Source organism: Sorangium sp. So ce131 (genome assembly GCF_051519095.1).
Taxonomy (GTDB): domain Bacteria; phylum Myxococcota_A; class Polyangia; order Polyangiales; family Polyangiaceae; genus Sorangium.
Genome location: NZ_CP150455.1, coordinates 1,757,128 through 1,779,673, shown reverse-complemented (window position 1 = coordinate 1,779,673; position 22,546 = coordinate 1,757,128). Strand labels below are relative to the sequence as shown.

The 22,546-nt window shown below is 68.5% G+C and carries 17 protein-coding genes and 3 pseudogenes; 6 read left to right on the top strand and 14 right to left on the bottom strand.

Annotation, left to right across the window (positions count from 1 at the left end; genetic code table 11):
* Positions 1–414: 414 nt before the first annotated feature.
* Positions 415–1,536: a DUF642 domain-containing protein gene (locus tag WMF43_RS06450; protein WP_437678270.1), complete on the bottom strand. Its 1,122-nt coding sequence runs from the start codon at positions 1,534–1,536 to the stop codon at positions 415–417.
* Positions 1,537–1,715: 179 nt separating this feature from the next.
* On the bottom strand, positions 1,716–1,853 hold the full coding sequence (locus WMF43_RS06445; RefSeq protein ID WP_437678269.1) for a hypothetical protein: 138 nt from the start codon (positions 1,851–1,853) through the stop codon (positions 1,716–1,718).
* 133 nt (positions 1,854–1,986) lie between these two features.
* On the opposite strand from WMF43_RS06445, the gene WMF43_RS06440 reads away from it, so the two are divergent.
* Positions 1,987–4,479 (top strand): protein kinase domain-containing protein, encoded by a 2,493-nt coding sequence (locus WMF43_RS06440; RefSeq protein ID WP_437678267.1) that lies wholly within the window; start codon positions 1,987–1,989, stop codon positions 4,477–4,479.
* Between the two features lie 46 nt (positions 4,480–4,525).
* Here the strand turns inward: WMF43_RS06440 and WMF43_RS06435 are convergent, their stop codons facing one another.
* The 3 genes and pseudogenes from WMF43_RS06435 to WMF43_RS06425 all read right to left on the bottom strand — a co-directional run.
* Positions 4,526–5,323: a hypothetical protein gene (locus WMF43_RS06435; RefSeq protein WP_437678265.1), complete on the bottom strand. Its 798-nt coding sequence runs from the start codon at positions 5,321–5,323 to the stop codon at positions 4,526–4,528.
* A 222-nt stretch (positions 5,324–5,545) separates the two neighbouring features.
* Positions 5,546–6,451 carry an FHA domain-containing protein gene (locus WMF43_RS06430; protein ID WP_437683958.1) on the bottom strand — a complete coding sequence of 302 codons (906 nt, stop codon included), beginning with the start codon at positions 6,449–6,451 and terminating at the stop codon, positions 5,546–5,548.
* Positions 6,452–6,544: 93 nt separating this feature from the next.
* Positions 6,545–6,760, bottom strand: a pseudogene (locus WMF43_RS06425) (sigma factor); the annotation flags it as partial.
* A 248-nt stretch (positions 6,761–7,008) separates the two neighbouring features.
* Here WMF43_RS06425 and WMF43_RS06420 point away from each other — a divergent pair.
* Positions 7,009–7,908 (top strand): hypothetical protein, encoded by a 900-nt coding sequence (locus WMF43_RS06420; protein ID WP_437678263.1) that lies wholly within the window; start codon positions 7,009–7,011, stop codon positions 7,906–7,908.
* A 1,089-nt stretch (positions 7,909–8,997) separates the two neighbouring features.
* Here WMF43_RS06420 and WMF43_RS06415 read toward each other — a convergent pair.
* Entirely contained in the window at positions 8,998–9,402 is a 405-nt protein-coding gene (locus WMF43_RS06415) for a hypothetical protein (RefSeq protein WP_437678261.1), read from the bottom strand.
* 22 nt (positions 9,403–9,424) lie between these two features.
* Here WMF43_RS06415 and WMF43_RS06410 point away from each other — a divergent pair, with 22 nt between their 5' ends.
* Positions 9,425–10,402, top strand: coding sequence for an SGNH/GDSL hydrolase family protein (locus WMF43_RS06410; protein ID WP_437678259.1), 978 nt, complete (start codon positions 9,425–9,427; stop codon positions 10,400–10,402).
* 324 nt (positions 10,403–10,726) lie between these two features.
* Here WMF43_RS06410 and WMF43_RS06405 read toward each other — a convergent pair.
* Positions 10,727–10,930, bottom strand: a pseudogene (locus tag WMF43_RS06405) (transposase domain-containing protein); the annotation flags it as partial.
* Between the two features lie 954 nt (positions 10,931–11,884).
* Here WMF43_RS06405 and WMF43_RS06400 point away from each other — a divergent pair.
* Positions 11,885–12,685: pseudogene (locus WMF43_RS06400) on the top strand (DUF1552 domain-containing protein); the annotation flags it as partial.
* Between the two features lie 350 nt (positions 12,686–13,035).
* On the top strand, positions 13,036–13,428 hold the full coding sequence (locus WMF43_RS06395) for a hypothetical protein (RefSeq protein ID WP_437678257.1): 393 nt from the start codon (positions 13,036–13,038) through the stop codon (positions 13,426–13,428).
* A 58-nt stretch (positions 13,429–13,486) separates the two neighbouring features.
* Here WMF43_RS06395 and WMF43_RS06390 read toward each other — a convergent pair whose 3' ends face one another.
* The 6 genes from WMF43_RS06390 to WMF43_RS06365 all read right to left on the bottom strand — a co-directional run bounded on the left by WMF43_RS06390 (position 13,487) and on the right by WMF43_RS06365 (position 21,477).
* Positions 13,487–14,401: an SMP-30/gluconolactonase/LRE family protein gene (locus WMF43_RS06390; protein ID WP_437678256.1), complete on the bottom strand. Its 915-nt coding sequence runs from the start codon at positions 14,399–14,401 to the stop codon at positions 13,487–13,489.
* Between the two features lie 39 nt (positions 14,402–14,440).
* Positions 14,441–15,745, bottom strand: coding sequence for a selenium-binding protein SBP56-related protein (locus tag WMF43_RS06385; RefSeq protein WP_437678254.1), 1,305 nt, complete (start codon positions 15,743–15,745; stop codon positions 14,441–14,443).
* A 228-nt stretch (positions 15,746–15,973) separates the two neighbouring features.
* Entirely contained in the window at positions 15,974–16,879 is a 906-nt protein-coding gene (locus WMF43_RS06380) for a vanadium-dependent haloperoxidase (RefSeq protein WP_437678252.1), read from the bottom strand.
* 825 nt (positions 16,880–17,704) lie between these two features.
* On the bottom strand, positions 17,705–18,850 hold the full coding sequence (locus tag WMF43_RS06375) for a hypothetical protein (RefSeq protein ID WP_437678250.1): 1,146 nt from the start codon (positions 18,848–18,850) through the stop codon (positions 17,705–17,707).
* Between the two features lie 133 nt (positions 18,851–18,983).
* A complete protein-coding gene (locus WMF43_RS06370) occupies positions 18,984–20,411 on the bottom strand; it encodes a carotenoid oxygenase family protein (RefSeq protein WP_437678248.1) in 1,428 nt (475 codons plus the stop codon).
* Positions 20,412–20,436: 25 nt separating this feature from the next.
* Positions 20,437–21,477 carry a MerR family transcriptional regulator gene (locus WMF43_RS06365; RefSeq protein ID WP_437678246.1) on the bottom strand — a complete coding sequence of 347 codons (1,041 nt, stop codon included), beginning with the start codon at positions 21,475–21,477 and terminating at the stop codon, positions 20,437–20,439.
* A 423-nt stretch (positions 21,478–21,900) separates the two neighbouring features.
* Between WMF43_RS06365 and WMF43_RS06360 the strand changes: the two genes are divergently transcribed.
* Positions 21,901–22,248 (top strand): hypothetical protein, encoded by a 348-nt coding sequence (locus WMF43_RS06360; protein WP_437678245.1) that lies wholly within the window; start codon positions 21,901–21,903, stop codon positions 22,246–22,248.
* Positions 22,249–22,309: 61 nt separating this feature from the next.
* Here the strand turns inward: WMF43_RS06360 and WMF43_RS06355 are convergent, their stop codons facing one another.
* Positions 22,310–22,540: a hypothetical protein gene (locus tag WMF43_RS06355; protein WP_437678243.1), complete on the bottom strand. Its 231-nt coding sequence runs from the start codon at positions 22,538–22,540 to the stop codon at positions 22,310–22,312.
* Positions 22,541–22,546: the final 6 nt, after the last annotated feature.

Sequence of the window (22,546 nt, the reverse complement as noted above, 5' to 3'; positions counted from 1 at the left end):
ACGGACACGTGTGCCCACGGCACGCCGATGCGCCCCGTAGCGCGCTCGGCGCCGCGGACGCTTGAACGAAGGGGCTACGACACGCGGAGCGAGGCGGCTGTGTCGGTACGCATCGAAGGGGTCGCGCCACAGTCTGCGGGAGCTCGTCCGAAGGGGCCCGGCTTCGCCCCTGCGAGGAGGATGGGCGCTTCTGCGCCCTCCCGACGAAGAAGTGCACCGGGGGCTCGGTGATCGTCGCGAGCACGCGCATCTTCTGACTGCACCGGGGGCAGATTAGAACATCGGGGTCACGTACACCGGCTACCAACCGATCCCGCCGGAGCTCGGGAACGAGGTGGTGCCGGATGTAGCGATGGACGGGGTGTTGATGGGCGAGGCGACGATATACGTTGGTCGAGGATTCTGCTCGCGGATTCAGTTCCCGTAGAGCCGGAAGGACATGTCGTTTCCAGACGAAGCCGAGTAGCCGAGCCAGTACTCGATCCCGCTCGCGTAGACGTTCCCGCAATGCGAGAAGGCGCCCGAGTACTGCGAGAGCCTCACCAGCTTGAAGGTATAGGCATGGTTCGCCTGAAGCGAGACGCCCGTGCCGAAGGCGAAGCTGTACCAGGTGGACGCCGCTCCGCCCGTCTGCGAGCCCATGGACACGGACGCCGAGGTGGCGATCTTGACGCCTCCCGTCCCCTCGCTGTCGTACACCTCGACGTTGTACGCCGTCGTGTAGTAGAGCTCGGGCTTGATCCAGATGTCGAAGTGGTCGAGGCTGGTCGCCGCGGGGACCCGGAAGCTCTGACCGATGGCGTTGTTGATGGCGACGTTGGTGTTGCAGCCGGTCGTGTCGACGTTGATGATCGGGAGCGCCTCGACGACGACCTTGTCCACGAGGGGACCTGCGCAGGTGTTGCCGACGAGGCTCGCGAACGAAATCGTCGTCGACGTGCTGGTCGCCGTGAAATGCAAACTGGCGCTGTGCCAGACGTTGATACCGCCGGAGTACCCCTCGCTCACGGGATCCGGCGTGACGACGAGAGACGCGCTGCCGGCGCTGGCCAGCATCGGCCTCGGCCCGGGGCCGCACCCCCCGTACGGGTGCGCCGAATAGGAGAACTTCATCACGTACGGGGCTCCGGGCGTGGTCGCGATCGTCTGGGAGATCGTGCCCGCATTCAGGCCGACGGCACTGTTCAGATCGACCGTGCGGGCGCCATCGCCCGCGGACGGCTCGCCGACCCGCGGGCCGGAGCTCGAGTCGTGCCAGTCGACGCCGTCACCGCCCACCGTCCAGCCGGGGAGCGAGTTGGTCGCCCCGTAGTATCCGATGGGCGCCCAGAGGTCCGCGTTGGCCGGCCAGGCGCCGTAGATGCCCGCCGTCAGCTCGTATTGCAGCTCGAAGCTCCCGTTGGTGATGAGATTGGCTACCGACGCGAGGGCGCCCTCGTCGACGGCTTCCTCGTCCGTGGGTTGGCTGTCCACGCCGGTGCAGGCTGCGAGCGAGATACACAGTACCGACGACCAGTACACGCGCTTCGAGTGCATAGGGGCTCCTCCGTCACGAACGACGGCCATGATTGGGTTCGAGAAGGTGATCGAGGTGCGTTTCCCGGCCGCCAGGCCCGGGCGAGACGCCTTCTCGACGAGGATAGGTATAAGCCCCCTCACCACCGCCGGGTATTTCCCCCTATTTCCACCGCCGTCGCCGCGCCGCCGGCCCGTCGCTACATCCGCCGCACGTCGACCCGCTCCGCCCCGAGCCGGATCCTCCCCGTCCCCATCCGCCGATCGACGATGCTCGCCGCCCCCTCGATCCCCAGCGCCGAGAGCTGCTTGCGCGCCCGACACCCCTCGACGTTCAAAGGACGCGCGATCGCAGCGAGATCCGCTCGCCGGTGTCCATGCGTTCGAGCGTGCCCACGATCCTCTGCCCCATGGTAACATGTTGGATGAGGCGCTCTTCAAGGGGACGGCGTCGCGAAGCGAGGAGCGGGGATGAACGAGCGAGATGCGGCGGCGGGGAGCGCGACCGTGACCGCGGCGCCGGAGTCGAGCGGTGACGCCGCGCCGCTCGGCGTGCCTCGTTTGCCGTCGCGTTACCGCGATCAGGGGCGCCTCGCCGCGGGGAGCTTCGGCGAGGTGCGGCGCGTGCTCGACACCGAGCTCGATCGCGTGGTGGCGATGAAGATCCTGCGCGCCGACGTCGCGGGCGGGGCGCGGATCGCGGCGCGTTTCCTCGCCGAAACCAAGCTCACCGCGGGCCTCGAGCACCCCGGGATCATCGCGGTGTACGACGGCGGCCGGCTCGACGACGGGCGCCTCTGGTTCACGATGCGCGAGGTCCGCGGCCGCACGATCGGCGACGTGATCGCCGAGGTCCACGCCGCCGCAGGGCCGGAGGGCTTCCGCGATACGGCCTCGGGCTGGACCTTCCGGCGCCTCGTCGATGCCTTCGCGCGCGTCTGTCAGGCGGTGGCCTACGCGCACCGCCGCGGCGTCGTTCACCGCGATCTCAAGCCCGACAACCTCATGACCGGCGAGCTCGGCGAGGTGATGGTGATGGACTGGGGCCTCGGCCGCCGCCTCGACGCGGCCGAGCCCGAAGACCTCGCCGGCACGGAGCTCCTGATGGACGCGTCGTCCGAGCAGCTCACGCGCCACGGCGACGTGCTCGGAACCCCGGCGTACATGCCGCCCGAGCAGGCGCGCGGTCAGCGCGCGCTCCATGGTTTGCCGAGCGATGTGTATGCGCTCGGCGCGGTGCTCTATCACCTGCTCACCGGCCGCCCGCCGTACCGCGGGAGCGGCGCGCTTCATGTATTGCAACAGGTGCTCGATAGAGCGCCCGCGCCGGTCGTCGCGGCGGCGGAGGGCAAGCCGGTGCCGGCGGAGCTCGCGGCGATCTGCGAGAGGGCGATGGCGCGCGAGATCGATGCTCGCTACCCGGATGCGGAGGTGGTCGCGCGCGAGGTCGTGGCGTGGCTCGATGGGGCGCGGCGGCGCGAGCAGGCGCTCGCGCTGGTGGAGCGCGTGCAGTCCAAGGGGCTCGGCATCGCCGCGACGCGGGCGCGCCAGGCGGCGCTGGAGGCCGAAGCGCGGCGCCTGCTCGAGGGCGTCAAGCCCTTCGAGGCGGTGGAGCGGAAGGCGCCGGCCTGGGAGCGGGAGGACGAGGCGGCGAGGCTCGGGCGCGAGGCGGCCTTGCTGGAGACAGAGTGGCTCGAAGGGATGCACGGAGCGCTGAGCGTGGAGCCGGATCTCCCGGAGGCGCACGCGGCGCTGGCGGAGCACTACAAGGAGCGGCTGCTGGAGGCGGAGCGGGGGGCGCGCGGAGAGGACGTGATTCGCTTCGAGGCCTTGCTGCGAGCGCACGACCGGGGGGCCTATGGAGCCTTGTTGCGCGGCGAAGGGGCGCTCACCCTGGTGACGGATCCGCCGGGGGCGAGCGTGGCGCTGTACCGCTATGTGGAGGAGAAGAGGCACCTCGTGCCGGTGCTGGTGGGAGAGATCGGGCCGACTCCCATCCAGGAGAAGGTGATCCCCAAGGGGAGCTATCTGTGTGTGATCCGCGCCGAGGGGCGGGCGGAGGTGCGCTATCCGGTGCTGGTCGAGCGAGGTGGGCACTGGGACGGCGTGCCGCCTGGGGAGACGGAGGCCTTCGCGGTGCCGCTGCCGAGGGAAGGAGAGCTCGGGCCGGACGAGGTGTATGTGCCGGCCGGGTGGTGCTCGATCGGGGGCGACGCGGAGGCGGCGGACGGCTTGCCCGCGAGGCGGATCTGGGTGGACGGGTTCGTGATGGGCAGATTTCCGGTGACGGACGGTGAGTATCTCGACTTCGTGAACGACGTGATGGCGACGCAGGGCGAGGCGGAGGCGCTGAAGGTGGCTCCACGGCGAGGAGCGGGCACGGCGGAGAAGCAGGAGCCGCTGCCGATCTTCGAGAGGTCCGCGGGAGGAAGGTTCGTCTTGCCGGACGGCTCCGCGCCGGATCTTCCTGCGGTGCTGATGGACTGGAACGCCGCGTTGCTCTATGCCGATTGGCACGGGAAACGGCGCGCTCGCCCGGCGCGTCTGCCGAACGAGCTGGAGCGCGAAAAGGCCGCACGCGGCGCCGACGGACGTGTCGTACCCTGGGGCAGCCACCTGGACGCGACCTTCGCCTGCGCGCTGGAGAGCCACCGAGGGCTGCCGGGCCCCGTGGCGGTAGGCGCGTATCCCGTCGACGAGAGTCCCTACGGTATCCGCGGGCTCGCCGGGAACGTGCGGAACTGGTGCATGAACCGGTGGAGGAAGGACGGGCCGCTCGTCGAGGAGGGCCGGCTGCGGCTGGATCCCGTGCCGCCCGAGGACGATGATTTCCGCGTCACCCGCGGCGGTACCTGGGGGAGCTCGATCGCCACCAGCCGCAGCGCTTCCCGCTTCGGGAGTCGGCCGGGGACCCGCTGGCTCGTCGTCGGGGTCCGGGTCACCTGGTCCTATCCCGGCAGATGAGCCGCGCTCGATGACGAGACGAGGACTGGCTCCCCAGGCGCTCGCTTCACTGGGCGATGAGCTTCGATACCGCGGACCAGACGACGCCTCCCGTCGGCGGAACGGCGCTGAACGTGTACGCGACTCCGCTCAACGAGCCGGGGTTGATGCTGTGCGGCGCGGGGGCGCTGGGGTCGGCGAAGACCTCATACCACTGCACTGCAGTCAAGGTCGTCGACCCGCTATTGGGCACCACGAACCGCAACCCCAAGGTGCGGTTGCTGGTAGATGGCCCCATGAAATAGTAACTGGTATTAGAAGGAGGAGGGTACGGGTCCGGCCCGGATTTTTTCCAGGTGGCGGTTTCGTTGCTGTTGTACGTGGCAATGCCGAATTGATTGGAGGGCTTCCCCAACTTCAGACCACCGAAGGCGAACGTCGTGTCTTCGTCCAGGGGGAGGGACACGACTTTGTTCATCACCCGCAGCGCCGGCGTTGCAGTGATGCAGACCTGCATGGTCTGGGACGACAGCGATTTGAGCGCGGCGGTGTTGATGTACCAGAGTTCCTGCGTGCCACCCCAGGTCGCATCCTGGTGGCCTTTCTGCGTGACTATGATATCGGCCGCACTATCGCCCAGAGTGAGCATCTGCGCCAGGATCGTGCCACTGGCCTGGCTGTTCAGGTAGATGGTAAAGCGCCAATCCGACGGGAGCTCCTGCTGAGGGTTCACCGCGTCCGGCTTCCCAGTCGTCGCCCTCGCCCCGGTCCCGACGAGCGGCGGCTTCCGCTGGCTGTCCACGCCGCCGCTGGCTGCAAGCGAGTCACACACTGCCGACGTCCCCAACACTTGCTTCGAATCCATAGGAGCTCCTCCATCACGAATGACATCTGTGAGTGGGTTCACGAACGTGAATGATGTGTGCTTCCCGGCCGCCCGGCTCCGGCACGCTTGAGCGGCTCGCGGGAGTCGTTCTAGCGTGCTCGTCAGTCGAGGCGCCTTCGCACGAGGTAAGTATGAGTCCCTCCTGCCCCGTTAGGTATTTCGCCCCTATTTCACCCGCCGCCGCCACTCCGCGGCCTCCCACTACATCTGTCGCACATCGACCCGCTCCACCCCGAGCCGGATCCGCCCGGTCCCCATCCGCCGATCCACGATGCTCGCCGCCCCCTGGATCCCCAGCGCCGAGAACTGCTTGCGCGCCCGACACACTTCCACGTTGAGCCGCAGCTCATCAATCGCCAGCATCCGGCAGAGCTCGTCGCGGTCGAGCCACCCACGCTGCGCCGGCGGCTCCGCCGCAGCGGCCAGCCGCGCGCGCGCCAGCGTCACCAGCAGGTAATGGTGGCTGCGCGCCGGCAGCTCGATGTCCCGGTCCGGGCACACCACGGTGATGTGGACCCGCTCCTCGTTCCGGCTCACCGCAAAGCGCAGCGCGATCGTCGAGAGCGTCGGGGCGCCACCGCCGCCGCCCTCCACCGTCGAGCTCGATCGCTGCGGCAGATCCAGGATCCACGCCTCGCCGTCGACCACGACGGTCTCGCGATCCGACGCGAGCCTCGCGGTGCCCTGGGCCTCGACGGCCCAGCTCCCGTCGTGCTGCTCGACGACGCTCGCGCGGGGGTTCTCGTCGTCCGGGAGCACGATCAGCCCAGCCGACGCCGCGCGCACCACGCCGGTCTGCGCTTGCCGCGCGCTCGCCGCCGGGGCCTCGGCATCGGCGAGCACGAACGCGGTCGCGGGCGGGCGAGGCGCGCCCAGCGTGAGCAGATCGCCCGGCAGGAGCGGGGTCCGCTCTCCGACCGCGAGGCGGCGCTCGCCCACGAACGTGCCGTTCTTGCTCCCGAGATCGCGCACTTCCCAGCCCGCGCCGGTCCACCCCAGGCCCGCGTGCTCGCTCGACACGCGCGGATCCTCCACCCGCAGATCGCAGGCGGCGGAGCGCCCGATAAGCATGCGGGATCGCAGCGCGATCCTCTCCCCGGTGTCCATGCATTCGAGTGTGCCCAATTTGATGAGGCTCACGGTAACATGACCAGCGCCGCGCCTGCGAGAGGATTGCAGGGTGCTCGGAGCGACGCCGAGGCGCGCGGTCCGTACATGGTCGCGCGCTTGGTTCATCGCGATCGCGACGAGGTACGCCGCCGGGTCTCCGCCCGGGGCGATCCGCTGGTCCGCTTCTAACCCACGCAGGAGCGCGTCTTACGCCACGTCATCGGCATGACGTGCCGGAACGCCGAGGCGCCTCGCGAGGTGCCGGAAGAGCTCGAAGCTGCTGGAGAGGCTCGACGGGTTGCCCACGCTGGTAGCACGTCTGAGCGACCCCCTCGGGGTCAGCAAAATGCACGGCCGCGATCACTTTGGTCAGGTATTGTAGTACAACGTGCCACATTCCACTTCGGTCGGCGACAAGATCACTGATACACCGGATGGATGGCCACTTTCCGGCATCCGCTCGTGAATTCTCGCTTGAAGCGCTGCTTTGCGGCGTTTTCTCCCGGTTGACGTCGCGCGCTCGGCGTAAGTACTGTGGCTGCATGTTTCGATAAATGGGGCTGCTGTTGGCGCTGGGGGCCCTCTCCACCTTCGGCGCTGCCGGTCTCTCCGGATGCTACTACGGCGATAGCTGCTCTGACGAACGCGTCTGCCTGTCACCGCCAAAGTCTCTTTGTGATGGCCACCCAGCCACGGCGCCGGCGCTCGACATATGCGGGGTGTTCGTCAGCGAGCAGGGCGACGACAACCATCCCGGAACCAAGGACGCTCCGGTGAAGACCTTGCAGCACGCGATCGGGCTCGCCGCGTACGGGCGAGACAACGGCGAGGTGCCAACCCGACGCGTGTACGCGTGCGGTGGCACGTTCAAGGAGACGGTCACGCTGCCCTCTGGTGTCGACGTCTGGGGCGGGCGTCTGTGCGACGGTCGCGATTTGTCGTATGAGGGGTTGTACGACGGGCCGAATCAGTGGACCACCATCGCGCCGCCGGTGGGGATCCCGCTGCGCGTCATCTCAGAATCAGAAGAGCAGGAGGAGGAGGAGACCGCGACGTCGACGATCTTCGGCGTGCGTGTCGTGGCGGCGGACGCCTCGGCGGAGGATCACGGCCGTAAGGGCGGCCTCGCCGTGTGCGGCGTGGCCACCAAGGGAGGGGCCGGCGGCGGCTCGGGCGGCGCCGGCGGCTGTGGCGGGCGCGGCGGGCGCGGAGGCGAGAACGGGCACCCGAGCGTCGGCATCGTCGCACTCCACGCCAAGCTGACGGTGCGTGATACCGTGATCGAGACCTTTGACGCTGGACCGGGCGGCGACGGGGGGCCTCCGGAGCAAGGAGGCAAACCCGGCCGAGGGGCGCCAGGAGGTGCGATCGGCGACGGCACGTGGTCCTGCCAAGGGGCCAGCGGCGGCTACGGCGGTGAGGGTGGGTTCGAGACACTTCGGTTTGCTGAGTAGGAGAACGGCTCGTCCCATCGGCCAAGGCGGCCCGCGTGCGCCTGCGCAAGCAACGTTGTAGCGGTTTTGTCAGGCCGCTTCGGGCTCGGTGCATGCCGGCGGCGTTGGCGCGACAGAAACCGACAGCGCCCGGAGCCTGTGCCTCGGCGGTGCCGGCCGAATCGGTCGTTTCGTGGCCTTCAGCGCACGCCAGGCCGCCAGCGTCCAGGGCACCTCGCGCCGGAGAGCCTCGCACGCGGCGCGGCAGCGGCGCTCGCGCTGCTCGACGTCGCTCAGCCCCGGCCAGCGACCCATCGGACCGGGTAGTACGGACGCGCCGAGCGCATCAAGGGTCCCCCCCAAGTGTCGCCGAGCGCAACAATCCGCCGGTGGTCGCTCCTGAGGGAGCGGCTGAGAGGGCGCGCACGCGCAGATCCGAACGTACCCAAGCGACCGCTGTGGAGTACATTTTGTCGCCACGGCATGGCATAGGCAGAGCCAAGTATAGCACCGCGACTTTCAACGCCGGGCGAGCCCTTGATCGACCCCCGCGACAACGGAGACCGATCCATGACCGACGTACCCCAGCGGCGGGCGCGTGCCAAGCGCTCGCCTGCCATCCCTTCAGCGTCCACTCCCGCATCCGAATCGACTGACCGGCGTACGCGGCCGAGCCGCTCTGCCGGGCGCCCCTCGCCGCAAACCGAGGCAGCAGCGCCCGACGCGGCATCGCCGGGCACGGAGCGCCCGAAGCTGATCGCCCGCGCATCAGGAGACAAGCGCGCCAACGGCTCCGGCTCCGTGCGGCTGCGCGGCAAGACGTGGACAGCACGCCTCAGCATCGGCGAAGCCGGTCGATGCACCTTCAGCTTGCCGACGTGCCGGACCGAGCAGGAAGCCAACGCGCGGCGGCAAGTGCTGGCCGAGCTCGCCGGGCGCCTGCTCGCCTCCGGGCAGATCGTGGTCGGCGTGGCGCTGCTGGAGCAGGCTGCCGCGCGCGAGGGGACCGCGCTCCGCGATGTCCGGCTCGCGATCGACCAGCTGTGCAAGGGCGAGGCGCGTCCCCGCTCATCCGGGGACACCACCTTCGCCGAGTTCACTGAGCGGGTGCTATCTGGCCAGCTTGCCGAGCAGTACCCGCTGCATGTGAAACCACTTCGACATCCGGAACAGTACCGACATAAGCTGAATCACGTTCTGGGAGTGCGCGGCCCCGTCCCTCTCCCTCGCGTCACGGTCGATCACGCGGATCGCGCAGTCTCTATGTTGCCAGCACATCTTGAGGCTTCTTCGCGTCAAGGCATCGCAAAAGTTGTTCACCGGATACTCGCGCTCGCGACCTATCCGGCGCGTATCATCGCCAACAATCTGTTGCCACGTGGATGGGTTCCCAAGGCGGGGGCGCCGCGTGGCTGCGAAGAGCGCCGCCGTCCAGACGCACATCCACTCGCGGTGAAATCGTTCAACGACGACGGCAACTTCGATAAGCTGCGCCTCACAATCGCGCTGGAGCACGCGATCGTGCTATGCGTAGCACATGCACGTACACCGACTAAAATTCTCTTCTTCCGCCGTCCTCGCGTGTGTGGTGCTGCTCGTCGCAGCGTGCAGCGACGGCGCCGACTCGCCGGGCACGACGACGGGCGGAACCGCGAGCACGGCCAGCTCCGGCTCGAGCGCGACCAGCGGGGGCGCGGAGAACGCCGGTGCAGGAGGCACGGCCGGCGGCGGCACCGGGGGCGCCGGCGGACCGGGCTCGGGTGGCATGGGCGGCGGATCCGACGGTGTCGGAGGTACCGCGGGCGACGGAGGTGCCGCAGGGGGCAGCGCTGGCGCGGGCGGCGGCCCGGCATTCCAGCCCTGCCCGGCGAGCGGCCCCTGTAAGATCATGCCCTTCGGCGATTCAATCACGCAGGGTTTCAACGTCGCCGGCGGCTACCGCGCCCCGCTGTTCCACCTCGCGCTCGAAGCGGACCGCGACATCACCTTCGTCGGTTCCGCCAGTGATTACAGCGTGCCCACGGTGGACGGAGTGACGTTCCCGAGGAACCACGAGGGTCACGGCGGCTGGACGATCGAGGGCAGCAACGGCATCGCGCAGCTCGTGGGCACCAGCATTCCGAATTACCAGCCCAACATCATTACGTTGATGATCGGAACGAACGACATCAACGGTAACATCAACCGTGCGGACGCACCGAATCGCCTGGGCAAGCTGCTCGACTCGATTTTCATGCGTGATCCGAACATCCTCGTGGTGCTCGCGCAGATCGTGCCGACGAGAACGGACGCCACGAACAACGCCATCATGGCCTACAACGCGGCCATGCCCGACCTGGTTTCGACGCGCGTCAGCATGGGGCAGCACATCGTGCTGGTGGACATGTACACAGCGTTCACCAGCGACACGAACTACAGGCAGACCCTCCTCGGCGACAATCTCCACCCGAACCAGGCAGGGTATAACCGCATGGCCGATGTTTGGTTCGAGGCGTTGAGTCCGTACCTCCGCTGAAATCGAGAGGCGAACGCCACCAACGCTCGAGCAGATTCGCGGCGCACGCCGTTCGAGCCGAAATTGAGGAGCTCGCGGCGTAACCCCGGCGATTGGTTCGCCCCGGCGCAATCACCTCGCCTGGTATCGAAAACGAATGGCACCACGACGCGGCGTAAGCGCCCGGCCATCGCCATGGGCACGGCCCCTTGCGGCGCTCGCCGGGGTCGACGATGCTGGGCGCGGGGCGGCGTCGGCCCACGACCCGGCGCGGGCGCGCGCGGACTTGCAAGGGAGCCCGGCGAGGCGGCATCCGCCCGCGTCGCCGGCCGAAGCTCGCGTTGTTCAGGCCGCGTCGGCGTCGCCGGCGCTCGGAGCAGGACGCGACGATCTCGCCCATGCGTCGGGCAGCAACTCGTCCAGCCGGTCGCGCGGCCAGCCCGCCTGCAGCTTGCCGATGACGTCTGTCGCCCACGCGAGCGGGTTGACTTCGTGCATCCGACACGAGCCGAAGATCGTATAGCCCACGGCCAGGCGCTGAGCCGTTTTCGTCGTTTCGCCCCCGCGGAAGAGTCCCGCCAGGGTCTCCTGCCGGTGGCGCTCACGGGCGACGGCGGCGCGACCGGCGTACCCGGCTCCCCGAATAGCGTGAACTCGGCGATCTGCAGCTCGCTTCAGGGATCCCGGGTGGCGTGGATCTCGACGCAGTGCTTCGTGAACGCCCGCATGTTGTCGACGGAGTACATCGTCGTCTCGGATCTGCCAATGTGCGCGTGGACGATCCTGCAGAATGGCGATCATACGCTCTGTCACCGTGTGACACAGACAGGCGATGTCTCTCCGATATGCGGGCAGTGCAAATCGAAAGTGCAGAATCGATCCCGAGCAGTTTCGCGCGGTTAGCGGCTGTGTCCGGCAGCAGTAGCTGGCGCGGCCGACACAAGGGCGGCGAGCGCGCAACGACGGCAAGCTCAGGCACAGCGCGGCGGGTTCGGGAAGCTGCGCGCCGCTGGGGCGCAGCTCCGCGGACCGCACCCTCACGAAGGCGCGCGTGAATGCCGCGAGCGCCGGCAGAGCCCGCCTCGCAGCCAGCGTCCCGCCGCCGCGCTTTCACACCGTCAAGTACGCGGGCGTGCTCGCCTCGGCAAGTCGCCCACGTTGGCGCGCAATCGCATCGGACCGCGCCCTGCGAAGCCACAAGAGCCTACGAAGGCGGACGAAGACGCCGCTTCGAAACGCAAGCGTGGCGGCTATCGGGCGGTCGACAAACCGCGCCGAGCTCTTGCGCCGCACATTTGCGATCGACGTCCTCGAGTGCCCAGCTTGCAAGGGGCGGATGAAGCTCGGCGCCATGGGGTGGCGGCCGTCACCCCATCGGGCCGCAGCCGCAGGGATCGCCGCAGAAGGATACCGCCTGCTGGGAGGCATGCCACGTCGCGGGGAGCAGCAGGCTCACGCCGCGACAGAAAAACTTCGCTCCAGCAATATCTGCTCTCGTCCGCTCTCTTCGGAACGCTGGACCCCGGCGCCAGCGACGACGCCGCCCGTCGCCTCGCGCGGAAGCAATCGATCCTCGACTTCCTCGACCGGCGCTACGCCGCCCTCTCCGCGCGCCTCGGCGCGGCCGACAAGCAGAAGATCGACCAGCACCTGACGAAGATCCGCGAGATCGAGCAGAGCCTCAGCACGACGGCCGCTTGCCGGCCCCCGACGAGGGTCGACACGTCCGACTACAACCCGAGCGCGGGGCTCAACTCGGACGACGTGGGCTCGATCGTGGACAGCTCGACCGACGCGGCGATCCCCAAGGTGGGCAAGCTGATGACGGACATGCTCGTGATGGCGCTCGCCTGCGACATCACCGCGGTCGGCACCCTGCAGTGGAGCGACACCGAGGCGAAGTACACGTTGCCGTGGCTGAACCTGACCGAGCACCACCATTTCTACCAGGAAATGGGCGGCTACAAGCCGGCCGAGTGCGAGCTCATCTACACCTGGTACTCGGAGCAGCACCTCTATCTCTTGCAGGAGATGGAGAAGGTCGACATGGGCCGGCACTCGCTGCTCGACGAGAGCGTCGTCTTCTTCGGCTCCGAGATCTCGGATCCGGCGTCCCACAGAAAGACGAACATGCCGTTCCTGCTGGCCGGCGGCGGCGGGGGCCTGCGCACCGGGCGCTGGGTCCGGTACCCGAGCCTCCCGCACAACAACCTGCTCGTCTCGATCCTTAACCTGTTCGGCGACACCCGGACCAGGTTCGGCGCGCCGGCGTACTGCACCGGGCCGCTCACGAACCTCACGTAGGCATTTCCCGCGCTGCCTGGCTGAAGGCGAGTCCCGCGATGCCTGGCTGAAGGCGAGCTTCGCCGCCGGCGCGAGCGGCGGGCGCGAGCCATCCTCGACCGCCGGCTCGCCGGAGGTGCCCCGTGTCTCCCGCTCGAGCGCGCGCACCAGCAGCGGCGCCGCCGAGCGCAGGGCGAACATCGGTCGGCTCGCCGAGCGCGGCCGCGAGGCGGCACAGGAGCGGGATGTAGCCGCGACCCGCAGGCTGTTCGCGGGCGCGGCGACTTCGATGCAAGCGTCTCCGATGCGTTTGTCTTTTCATTCAACCATTCTGCTTTTCCTTATCTATCTTTCATGATAGATGGCATTTCATGAGGTTGTACCGAATAAACCACTGGCTGCTCGTGGCGCTCGCCGTGAGCGGCTGCAGCGGAGAGCTCGAGTCGTTCGAGGACGAGCCTCAGCACGGAGGCGCCGACACGGACCCGGCGTCGTGCTCTGCTCGTTCGCCCATCACCTGCCCTGCGGACGTGACCTACGCCGACGTGGCGCCGGTCCTGGAAGAGAAGTGCGTGTGGTGCCACAGCCAGACCCAGGACGGGCCGTGGCCGTTGACCACGTACGAAGAAGTCACCGCGTGGAAACACAAGATTCGCTCGGATATCCTGAGCTGCTCGATGCCGCCGCCGGACTCGGGCCTCGAGCTCACGGCCGAGGAGGCTTCGCTCATCCTGGGCTGGTTGCGCTGCGGCGCGGCGCGCTGATCGCGCCGGGCGAGGACGAGGGGAGTGCTGGGCCATCACCCAGCACTCCCGCGCGCGCCTACTGGAGCTCCAGCACGTCGACCGTGTTCTCCGTGAAGCGCGGGACGAGCAGCCGCCCGCGTTTGCTGTCGTAGCCGAGGTCGCTCGGCGCGGCGAGATCTCCGGCCGCGACCTCGAACGGCTCGCCGAGCTTGCCGCGGAAGATGGCGGACGCCTGCCAGCTCGTCGCGTACAGCCAGGGGCCGTGCTTGACGATGCCGGCCAGACCGCCGGCGGGCAGCTGCGATACCTTGCCCTTCTTCCCCTGTTCGTCGAGCTCGAACACCTCGCTCGCGCCGAACGAGGCGACGATCACGCCACGCTGCGTCGGCTGGAGGCTCGTCGGGCGGCCCAGCGGGCCCTCCGCCAGCAGCTGGACCTCATCGCCCTCGATCACGTAGACGGCCTCGGTGCCATAACCGTCGAGGAAGCCCAGGGGCGGCCCCGAATCCGACAGGTACAAGCGACCGTCCCCCGCCGCGGTGAGCCCGTTCAGAAAGGTCGACCCGGGCACGTCGATCTGGCCCAGCGCCTTGCCCGTCTCGGCGTCGAACTTGCGGATGGCGTCGATGTCCGCCACGTACAGGACGCCGCCCACGATCGCGAGCCCCTTGGGCGCGTGGAGCGTCACCCCTGCCTCACCGCCCTTGATCCATTCAAGATCCGAGATCGAGCCGTCCGGTGAGAGCACGGAGATGAACCCGTTGCCGTCCTTGGCGGCGGTCTCGCCGTTCACGTTCGACACCAGGTAGCGATCGCGAGCCGCGTCGTACAGGACGCGCTCGGGCTCCGAGAAGCCGCTGTAACGCACGGCAGCCGTTCGCGAGACCTGCGACGGCACGTCGCTCTCCTCGCCTTGCGCGTCGCTTTGAACGTTGCACGCCGAGAGCGCGCCGCTGATCGCAACGAGCGCGATGATGGAAGATCGTGTCATGGGTTATCCTCAGATGTCTCGTTGTAGGTGGGCGTATCCTCAGCGGCGCACGATGGCGATGCCGTGGGGGCGAGCCGGGCCGGTGCCGATGGCGTCGTCGAAGTCGAGGTTGAACGCCGTGTCGCGCGTCAGCACGTCGCCCGCCGTCTTGAAGACGTGGATCTTGTGATCGCCGTCGACCTGGACCACGCCGGTCGGAAACAGGTCCTGCACCAGGAAGTAGTCGGCGACCACGACCTTGTCCTCGTCCGGGCTGAACGCGAGGTAGTGCGGGCCCGAGTTGGGCCCGAGGTCGGCCACGCTGAGGACGGTGGGGTGCTCGCGGTTCTCGATGTTGAGCAGCACCACCTTGCCGTCCTTGCCCTGGAAGTTCAGGGTCAGCGCGAGCCGCGTGCCGGCCCGGTTGATCTTGAACAGGTGGGGCCAGGGCTTCGGCGCCGTGGGCGTCGCGAGGTAGTTGAAGTCGATGGCGAGCGGCGCGGTGCCCGCCAGCGGCTTGACGAGGTAAAGCCGTCCGTCGTTCACGCCCGTCACGTAGGCCCGGAGCTCCGGATCGCCCGGGATCAGCTCGACGTTGATGGTGCCCGCCGGGACGCTCGGATCCCCGACGGGGATCTTCTTGGTGATGGTCCGGCGCGCGAGATCCCAGACCCGCACCGCGCCGCGGAACTCGACCCTGCTGCCCGTCGGCACGTCGAGGGTGTGCAGCGGGCAAACGAAATCGCTCGTGAGGAGCAGGTTGTGCGCCTCGTCGATCGCGATCCCGTGAGGGTTGAAGTCGTCGAGCGGCGGCACGAGCGGCCACTGGCCCACCTCGTTGTACGCGCCGTCGTACTCGACCACGCGGCCGGGGGCCTCGCCGGCGACGCCGCCCATGAAGGTGGTCAGGAAGCCGCCGCGCGAGAGCGGTACGTACTCGTCCGCGATCGAGGCGGTCACCGGCGGCGTGTTCGCCTTCAGGAACTTGGGCGAGCGCGGATCCTGGATGTCGAACACGAAGTTCTGGTTCTGGACGCGCAGGATGCTGAGCAGACCGCCTGCCGCCAGGGTCTTGCCGTCCGCAGAGACGCCGACGTGGTGCGGCTCGTTTCCGATAGCGCCCGTGCTGAGCGGGATCGCGGTCGGGAGCGAGAACGGCAGCGGAACGGTCTTGAGCACCTTGCCATAGGTCGGCGACCCGGCGTCAAAATCCACCACGGCGAGGAAGTCTGCGGCCTTGTGCCTGGCGTCGCTCGCCCAGACCAGGAGCGTGTCCTGGGTGGCGAACGCGGACGATGTCACGCACACGCTGGCCGCGGCGAACCCGAGCGCAGAGAACGACTTGAACACCGACGTTATCTTCATACTCACTCGTATCTCCTGTCGACTGATCGGTCCGTTGCTCGGCTATGGCGCAACGACAAGCAGCGACCGCCAAAGGCCGCTGCTTCTCGCGCAGCAATCACGCGTCCGTTACACGACGCCCACCCCCGTCGCTGACGGAGCATCGCAGAGCTGACGAGCAGACGTTTGTCCGTTTTAACGGACATAGTCAATATCTGCTGCGTCCGCCGTTGCATTTTCTGCCGCCCCTCAGGCGATGAGGGCTGCTGTGCGGGGATGGTCCTCGGGTGGGCAAGTCATCGAAATCAATCGGAATTTCAGGAAGACCGCGCTCCGCGTAGGGAATCTCCTGCATGCTCGAGTAGGCAGTGCTGCATGCTCGAGTAGGCAGTGCTGCATGCTCGAATAGGCAGCATCGACGGCACCGTCGCGGTAGCCGCTGCCGCCGCCGCCCACGTGCTCCTCGGCCCGCACGTACACGAACAGCCGCGCTCCCCGGCCCTCCGGGAGCAGCGCCCCGGCCGCGCCGAGCGCCTCCGGCGTCGCCGGCAGCTCGGCCCGCGCGCCGCCCTGCCGCAGCCGGAGCGCGCCCCCGGCCGCGCGCTCGACCCGCGCGTGGACCCAGCCCTCGGAGCGCTCGCCGCGGAGCAGCGCGCCGAGCGGCGAGAGCTCGGGGCTCGGGCCCAGCCGCGGCGCGCGCTTCCCGCGGAAGAGCCTCGCGGCGAGCAGCCAGAACACGATCGGGAACACCGACAGCGCCGGGTGCAGATCGAGCGCGCTCGCCACGACGGCCCCCCCGCCCAGCACCGGGAAGGCGAGCTCCTGGATGACGAACTTGATCTCGTTGAGGTACTCGATCGCGATCGCCTCGCCCAGCTTGAGCCCTTCCGTCGCGTCCGAACGCCAGTGCACGCCGGCGAAGTTGCGGCCCAGGGCGATGTTGGAAGCGAGCTTGTTCAGCTCGCCCTCCACCGTGAGCGTCGGACCCCCGTAGCCGCCCAGCAGCGACGTGTTCGACGGATTCGGGATCACCGGGTTCGGGAACGGCACGTTGGTGTCGAACAGCGCCTTGAGCAAGGTGATGGTCGCCCCCGCCACGGTGGCGTGCCCCGACGGGTAGGCCGGATGGAGGGGCGAGCCCTCCGGGAAGGCCATGGGGAGCAGCGCGTTGCCCAGGGGGATGTAGCGCCCGAGGCGAGCGAGTTGAGGATCTCCTGGTGGACAGGATAGCTGAAGCCCCAGTTGAGCACGCGGTCCACGCGCTCCGCGAAGACCTCGGGGCGGAGGCGGCGGTGCACGAGCCACTTCTGGTACCAGGCGGCGCGGAGCGCCCGCTGGGCCACCTCGCCGACGAGCCCCTGGAAGTTCGGCCCGCCCAGCGTGGCGAAGCCTTCCTGCTTGTTGAGCGCGCCGTTGTACGGGTTGCCCGGGTTCAGCGGGATGCCCTTGCCGAGGAGGATCAGCACGCCATGGAGGCCGGCCTGGAACAGGAGGTCCACGTGGACCCACCGGGCCATGTCACGCCCCGAGATCATGTACCGCGGCGGCTCGGTCGGATCGATCGCCGGGCCCGAGGCGGGGGCGATGCCACGCTGGACGCTCAGCCACTCGCCTCCATCGAGCTCAACCAGACTGGTCCGGATGTAACATCCTTCTGTTAACGGTTTGTAAATAAGATGCGTTTACTAGTTGTTGTGTCGTGCCGAGCGCGCGTGCCCCTGGCGTCTCCACGAGAGACCCACGAGGGGACGGCGCTCCGCTGGAATCTCCGGGGGGATGGGCGTCGCGGCGCGAGAGGATCGCGCCGCCGCTCACCTGTTGCCGGGCGAATGCTGGCGACCCCAGCCGTCCTTCGCTCAACGTGCGCGGCGTGGCGTTGTATTCGTGCTGTGCTTCGAAACGAGTTTATGGCTGAGTCTCGAGGATGTCGCTCAGCCCGGCGCTGGGGATCGGCCCCGCGCCGAGGCCGAGACGCGTGCTTCAGCGGCGGCAGCCGATGCGCTCGGTCGCGACGACGACGTCGTCGTAGAGGATCGTGTGCGCTTCGGAGACCGTCATGCCGCGCTCTTCCATCTCCGCCCGGCGGCGCGCGTCGGAGTCGCGCTCATAATAGGCGTCGAGCACGAGCTTCTTGAAGCGAACGTCAGCGCTCGAGCGGAAGTCGAAGCCCCCGAACGGCGCGGGCGGCGTGCACGCGCTGAAGTCGCACCCTCCGGTGTGGAACTGGTCGCGGAGCCAGGTGCCGTCGGGGTGGCCGGGGCGGTAGTCGCCGATCGGCGCGCCGTCGATCCAGAACGCCAGCGCGCCGTCGCTCTGGCCGACCGTGTTCGCGCGCGCGTGCATCTCGACGCAGAACCAGCGGTCCCGCGGGAACGGCGTTTGCCCCGGCGGCTGGAAGCCGTTTCCGTAGTGGTAGGTCGTGCCTTGATCACCCGCGCAGCCCGGCGTCGCGGTGCCGTCGTTACAGCGGCCGGAGCGCATCTTGTACCAGTAGACGTAGAAGTTGAAGACGTCGTCGGTGTTCGTGTCGAAGTCGAACCAGAAGCCCTCGTCTCCGGGTGGCACCGTGTTCGCGAGGCCGCTCTCGTCCCAGCTCTCGGTGCCCGCCGCCATGCGCACCCAGTGGTGCGGGTTCGGGGCGAGCTCGGGGAACCGAACGTGAAAGCGCCAGTAGATCGCGTCGACGCGCTCGTGGGTGACCCACGTGGACGACGAGACGTACGTCTCCTCCGCGAGATCGGCGGTCGTCACGGTCGAGCGGAGGTAGCCCTGCCCGGCGTGGGCAGTCGCCTCGTCGGCCTCGATGTGAAGGTAGCGCGTGTCGGCGGCGGGCCCGTCCCAGCGCCCCCAGCCCTGCTCGAAGTCGTCGTGGAAGAGCACGGCCGGGTCACCGGCGATCCCCACGTCGTCCGGGTAGCGCTCGCTCAGCGTGCCGGGCGGGGGCGATGTGTCCCCGTTGCCCCCGCCGCCATCGCTGCTCCCGCCGCCGCTCGAGTGCGGCGAGGGCACGTCCGGCCCGGAGCCGCCGTGGCCGCCGTGGCCGCCGTGGCCGCCGGAGCTCGGCGTGGAGTCGCAGGCGGCGAGGAGCAGCGCGATCACCAGAGGGAATTGCGGATGGTGCTTCATCCTTCCACGTTATCCGCAGCTCTGCCGCCCGCACGAGCGCCTGATCCAGAAAAGCGGAAGACCCTGTGGCGGGCGATGTAGGTGCAGATTCGGCGCGCGGGAAGGCGCTGCGCGAACGGCGTCCCGAACCGCGTTACACGCGGGGCCGCCAGGTGCCGTGGAACCCGAACGGCACGCGGTGCGGCAAGCGGGCGACCGCGACGGGTCCAGCGGCGAGGCCCATGGCATCGAACACGAGCAAGTCGCTGCGCTTCTCCTGTTCACGAAAGGCCACGGCGAGCAGCCAGCCGTCGCCCTCGGCCGCGTCCGCCGCGCGCGGCACGAACACCGGTTCGGACACCACGTCGCCGTGCGGCAGCGTGTGAATGCTGCGTTCGCCGGTGTCGAAGTCGAACCGGGCGAGGCTGTCGTAGAGCACGCTCTCCGAGTCGCCCCGCGCGCGCGAGGTCGCATGGCAGGTGTAGAAGCCGTAGCGGTTGCGCCGCCCCGTGTAGCGCTCGTCGATGCGTGGAAACTCCGCCACGAGATCGTCGAGGTAGTCACGCCGGAACCCGGTGCCTCCATCCGCCAGGCGGAAGGTCCAGCGGCACAGGCGCGCGGCCATCGCCTCGGGGTCGCCGGGGCGGCCCTCGGCGTCGGGCAGGCCGGGCGCAGCCTCCGACTGCATGACGTAGGCCACGATGGTGTCGCCGTCGTCCCAGGCATTCATCACATGGAACACGTGGCAGGCGTCGGTGTTGAACCAGCGCAGCGTGTCGGCCGCCTTCCCGCGCTGCATCACGCCGACGTGGGTCTGCAAGCCTGCATCCCAGGCCAGCAGCGGCTTGCCGCGCCTGGCGCGCTCCACGCTGAGCGTCAGCGGCGTGACGGGAAAGAGCACATGCCCGCGCGTCACCATGAAGTCGTGCACCATGCTGGCATACGGCGCTGTGAACGACTGAAGCTGCGTGACCTCGCAGCGCGTATCCATCACGCCATAGAGCATGCTCGGCGAGCAAGGACCGTCGGGCGAGTACGCGAAGAAGTGCAGCTCGCCGCGCTCGGGGTCCATCTTGGGGTGCGCGGTGAAGCGCGAGGTCACGCGGCCGCCGAAGCTCTGGTGCCCCTTGGAAGCCAGCGTGCGGGGGTCCACTTCGAACGGCTGGTGCGACTCTTCGAGCGCGAACAGCCGATCGCCGTGCCAAAGCATGTTGGTGTTGGCCGTGCCGCCGTTGCGGCCCTGCGCCAGCGGGTCGGTGGTGGCGGGGTTTCCGAAGGTGCCGAAGAGCGCGCGCCCGGCTTCGTGCTCGAGCTGCCACTTCGGCGTGCGCGCCCAGCGGTTGCGGTACGACACCTTGCCGGCGCCGATGTGGAACGCATGCACCATGCCGTCGCCGGAGAACCAGTGATAGTCGTCGTCGCGTGGCGTGTACTGCGGGTTCGGGCCGACCCGGTACAGGCTTCCCTCCAGCTCGGGCGGCAGGGTGCCCTCGATCTCGAGCGCCGCGATGTCGTGCTCCTCGCGGAGCGGCGCGTAGTTACCGGTAAAGAAATGAGGATTCTTCTGCGTTTTTGCGTTCACGTGAGGCCTTCGGGATCCAATTCATTCAGGGAGTCGATGCGGCGTCGAGCTGCGCGATGGCTCGCCCCACATAGTCGGCCAGCGCCGCGTCGATGCCCGAGCCTGCGCGCAGGGCCGGGTCGTGGCGGAATGCGGCTTGCAGCTTCGCGTCCAGTGCGGCGTCGCCGCCGGCCTTGGCCAGCGACAGCGCCTGCCAACGCAGCGCGAGAGCGCGCACGGCTGCGCCATCGGCAGGCGCGTCCGCCGCCATCTGTCGCCGGAGCTCGGCGATGAGCGGCGGCCATGCGTCGGTCTGCGCAACGTAGTGCTGGCGCAGCGTGGCCATGTCGTCGGCGCTGCAGTAGGGCGCGTAGAGCTGGAGACGCGCGAAGGCCATCGCATGCGAGATGTACCGGATGCCGGCGCGGTCCACGCCGGTCAGCGCGTGGAGCGCCGGCTCGTTCCAGTGCATGGCGTAGAGCTTCATCAGCAGGCCTTCGTCGCCACCGGCTTCTTCGAGCAGCAGCTCGATCCAACGTCGCGCAAGAGCCTGTGCCTGCGGGCTCTCGGGCGATGCGCCGGCCGCGACCAGCTTGTGCAGCCACGCCGACAGTCCGGCGCGCTCGGGCGCCACAGCGTTGGTGAAGCCGTCGCGCTGCGCTTTGAGCGTGCGCTGTTCGTCGTCGCTGAAGTACTTCGAGCCCGCGACCATGCTTTCGAGCGCCACGAGCCAGTCGTCGATGCCGGGCTCTTCGTTGGCCTGCAGTTGACCCTGCACGGCGAGCAGGTGGGCGCGCAGCGCGGACGCTTTCAGGATTTCGCGGTCGAGTTGCGCCACCTGCCGGGCCACCACCTCCGAAAGCCCGCCGGCCGCGTTGTCGAGCACGTCTTGTATTTCAGCCAGCGACAGGTCGAGGCGCCGCAGCGCCTGGATGCGGTACAGCCGGGCGACGTCTTTCCGGTCGTACAGGCGGTAGCCACCCACGGACCTTCCGGACGGCACCAGAAGGGCAATCTCGTCGTAGTGTCGCAAGGCGCGCACGGTCAGCCCGGTGCGCCGGGCGAGTTCGCCAATCTTCAGAAGCATGCCTGCCCTCTCAAGTGGAAGGAATCCTAGACCGTGCCGCTACGAGAGGGTCAAGCGGTTTTCTCCGGGGTCGGCGCTCGTTGTTGTTCAGGCCCACGACCAGACCGGCCAGCAGGCGCTGGTGAGCCCGTCGAGCTCCGCCGTAGCGGTCCCGCCGCTTCGCCTCGAACCTGGCCTCGCCGGCGCCTCTCCTCGCCGCGCTCAGGGGTCCCTCCGTCCTCGCGCATGCGCTCACCTCTCGGCCTGACAGCCGCGATCCACGGACAGACATCGCGATGTGTGAGAACCGGCATCGGCCGGTGTGTCCTGTATTGCATCGATGTGTGAGTCTCGGCGCCAAGACTCGGAGCTTGCGCTCATGTGGCCTTGACAAGACGAAGCTCGATGTGATGGCGTTCCCCGCGGGGGGAAATGTGCCTTCGGATGCTTGCCGCGCCGCATCGCCTCGTCTCGTACCGGTGCGCGATGGCCACGGAGGCCGCGGGCGCGACGGAGCTCCCCGTCGTCGCCTTCGACTTCGAACCGAAGACCGTCGAGTACATGCGCCAGGGGCTCATCAAGGCGACGCACACCCAGCGGCAGTATTATGCGGGGTACCTCGTGCCCTACATCCTCTACGGCATCAAGATCATCGGCCTCGACGCGACCAAGGCGATCCTCGCCCCTCGGATGTTCGACGAGAGCCGGCTCAACGTCGGCATCGACGTGGTCCCGTGGAACAAGGTCGACGAGTACGGCGCCTTCCTCGACTCGATCGGCGTGACTCGGTAGCGGTGCGCGGGGGGGCGCAGATCGTGATGGGCGGCCGCGGCAGGTGGCGGACGACCGCGACCTACTCTCTCCCGGTGCCGTCTCTCATTTTATCCACCAGCAGAGCCGTACCGCGCGCGACGATCACCAGCAAGAGCACCGGTGGGAACGGCAGGCAGAGCCCTATTCCAATCAAGATCATCAGGCTCCACTTGAGCAGCCCGCCCACGAGCACGAGCAGCAGACCGACCGCCGCGAGCCGGAAGAACAGCCTGAGCCACCATCCCGCAGAAAATAGACCATCTCCCGGCATACGGAC

Bases quoted from the DNA above. Each gene is read 5' to 3' on its own strand.
- WMF43_RS06450 (WP_437678270.1), bottom strand. From the start codon at position 1,536: ATGCACTCGAAGCGCGTGTACTGGTCGTCGGTACTGTGTATCTCGCTC.
- WMF43_RS06440 (WP_437678267.1), top strand. From the start codon at position 1,987: ATGAACGAGCGAGATGCGGCGGCGGGGAGCGCGACCGTGACCGCGGCG.
- WMF43_RS06435 (WP_437678265.1), bottom strand. From the start codon at position 5,323: ATGGATTCGAAGCAAGTGTTGGGGACGTCGGCAGTGTGTGACTCGCTT.
- WMF43_RS06430 (WP_437683958.1), bottom strand. From the start codon at position 6,451: ATGGACACCGGGGAGAGGATCGCGCTGCGATCCCGCATGCTTATCGGG.
- WMF43_RS06420 (WP_437678263.1), top strand. From the start codon at position 7,009: ATGGGGCTGCTGTTGGCGCTGGGGGCCCTCTCCACCTTCGGCGCTGCC.
- WMF43_RS06410 (WP_437678259.1), top strand. From the start codon at position 9,425: ATGCACGTACACCGACTAAAATTCTCTTCTTCCGCCGTCCTCGCGTGT.
- WMF43_RS06395 (WP_437678257.1), top strand. From the start codon at position 13,036: ATGAGGTTGTACCGAATAAACCACTGGCTGCTCGTGGCGCTCGCCGTG.
- WMF43_RS06390 (WP_437678256.1), bottom strand. From the start codon at position 14,401: ATGACACGATCTTCCATCATCGCGCTCGTTGCGATCAGCGGCGCGCTC.
- WMF43_RS06385 (WP_437678254.1), bottom strand. From the start codon at position 15,745: ATGAAGATAACGTCGGTGTTCAAGTCGTTCTCTGCGCTCGGGTTCGCC.
- WMF43_RS06380 (WP_437678252.1), bottom strand. From the start codon at position 16,879: ATGGCCTTCCCGGAGGGCTCGCCCCTCCATCCGGCCTACCCGTCGGGG.
- WMF43_RS06375 (WP_437678250.1), bottom strand. From the start codon at position 18,850: ATGAAGCACCATCCGCAATTCCCTCTGGTGATCGCGCTGCTCCTCGCC.
- WMF43_RS06365 (WP_437678246.1), bottom strand. From the start codon at position 21,477: ATGCTTCTGAAGATTGGCGAACTCGCCCGGCGCACCGGGCTGACCGTG.
- WMF43_RS06360 (WP_437678245.1), top strand. From the start codon at position 21,901: ATGCTTGCCGCGCCGCATCGCCTCGTCTCGTACCGGTGCGCGATGGCC.
- WMF43_RS06355 (WP_437678243.1), bottom strand. From the start codon at position 22,540: ATGCCGGGAGATGGTCTATTTTCTGCGGGATGGTGGCTCAGGCTGTTC.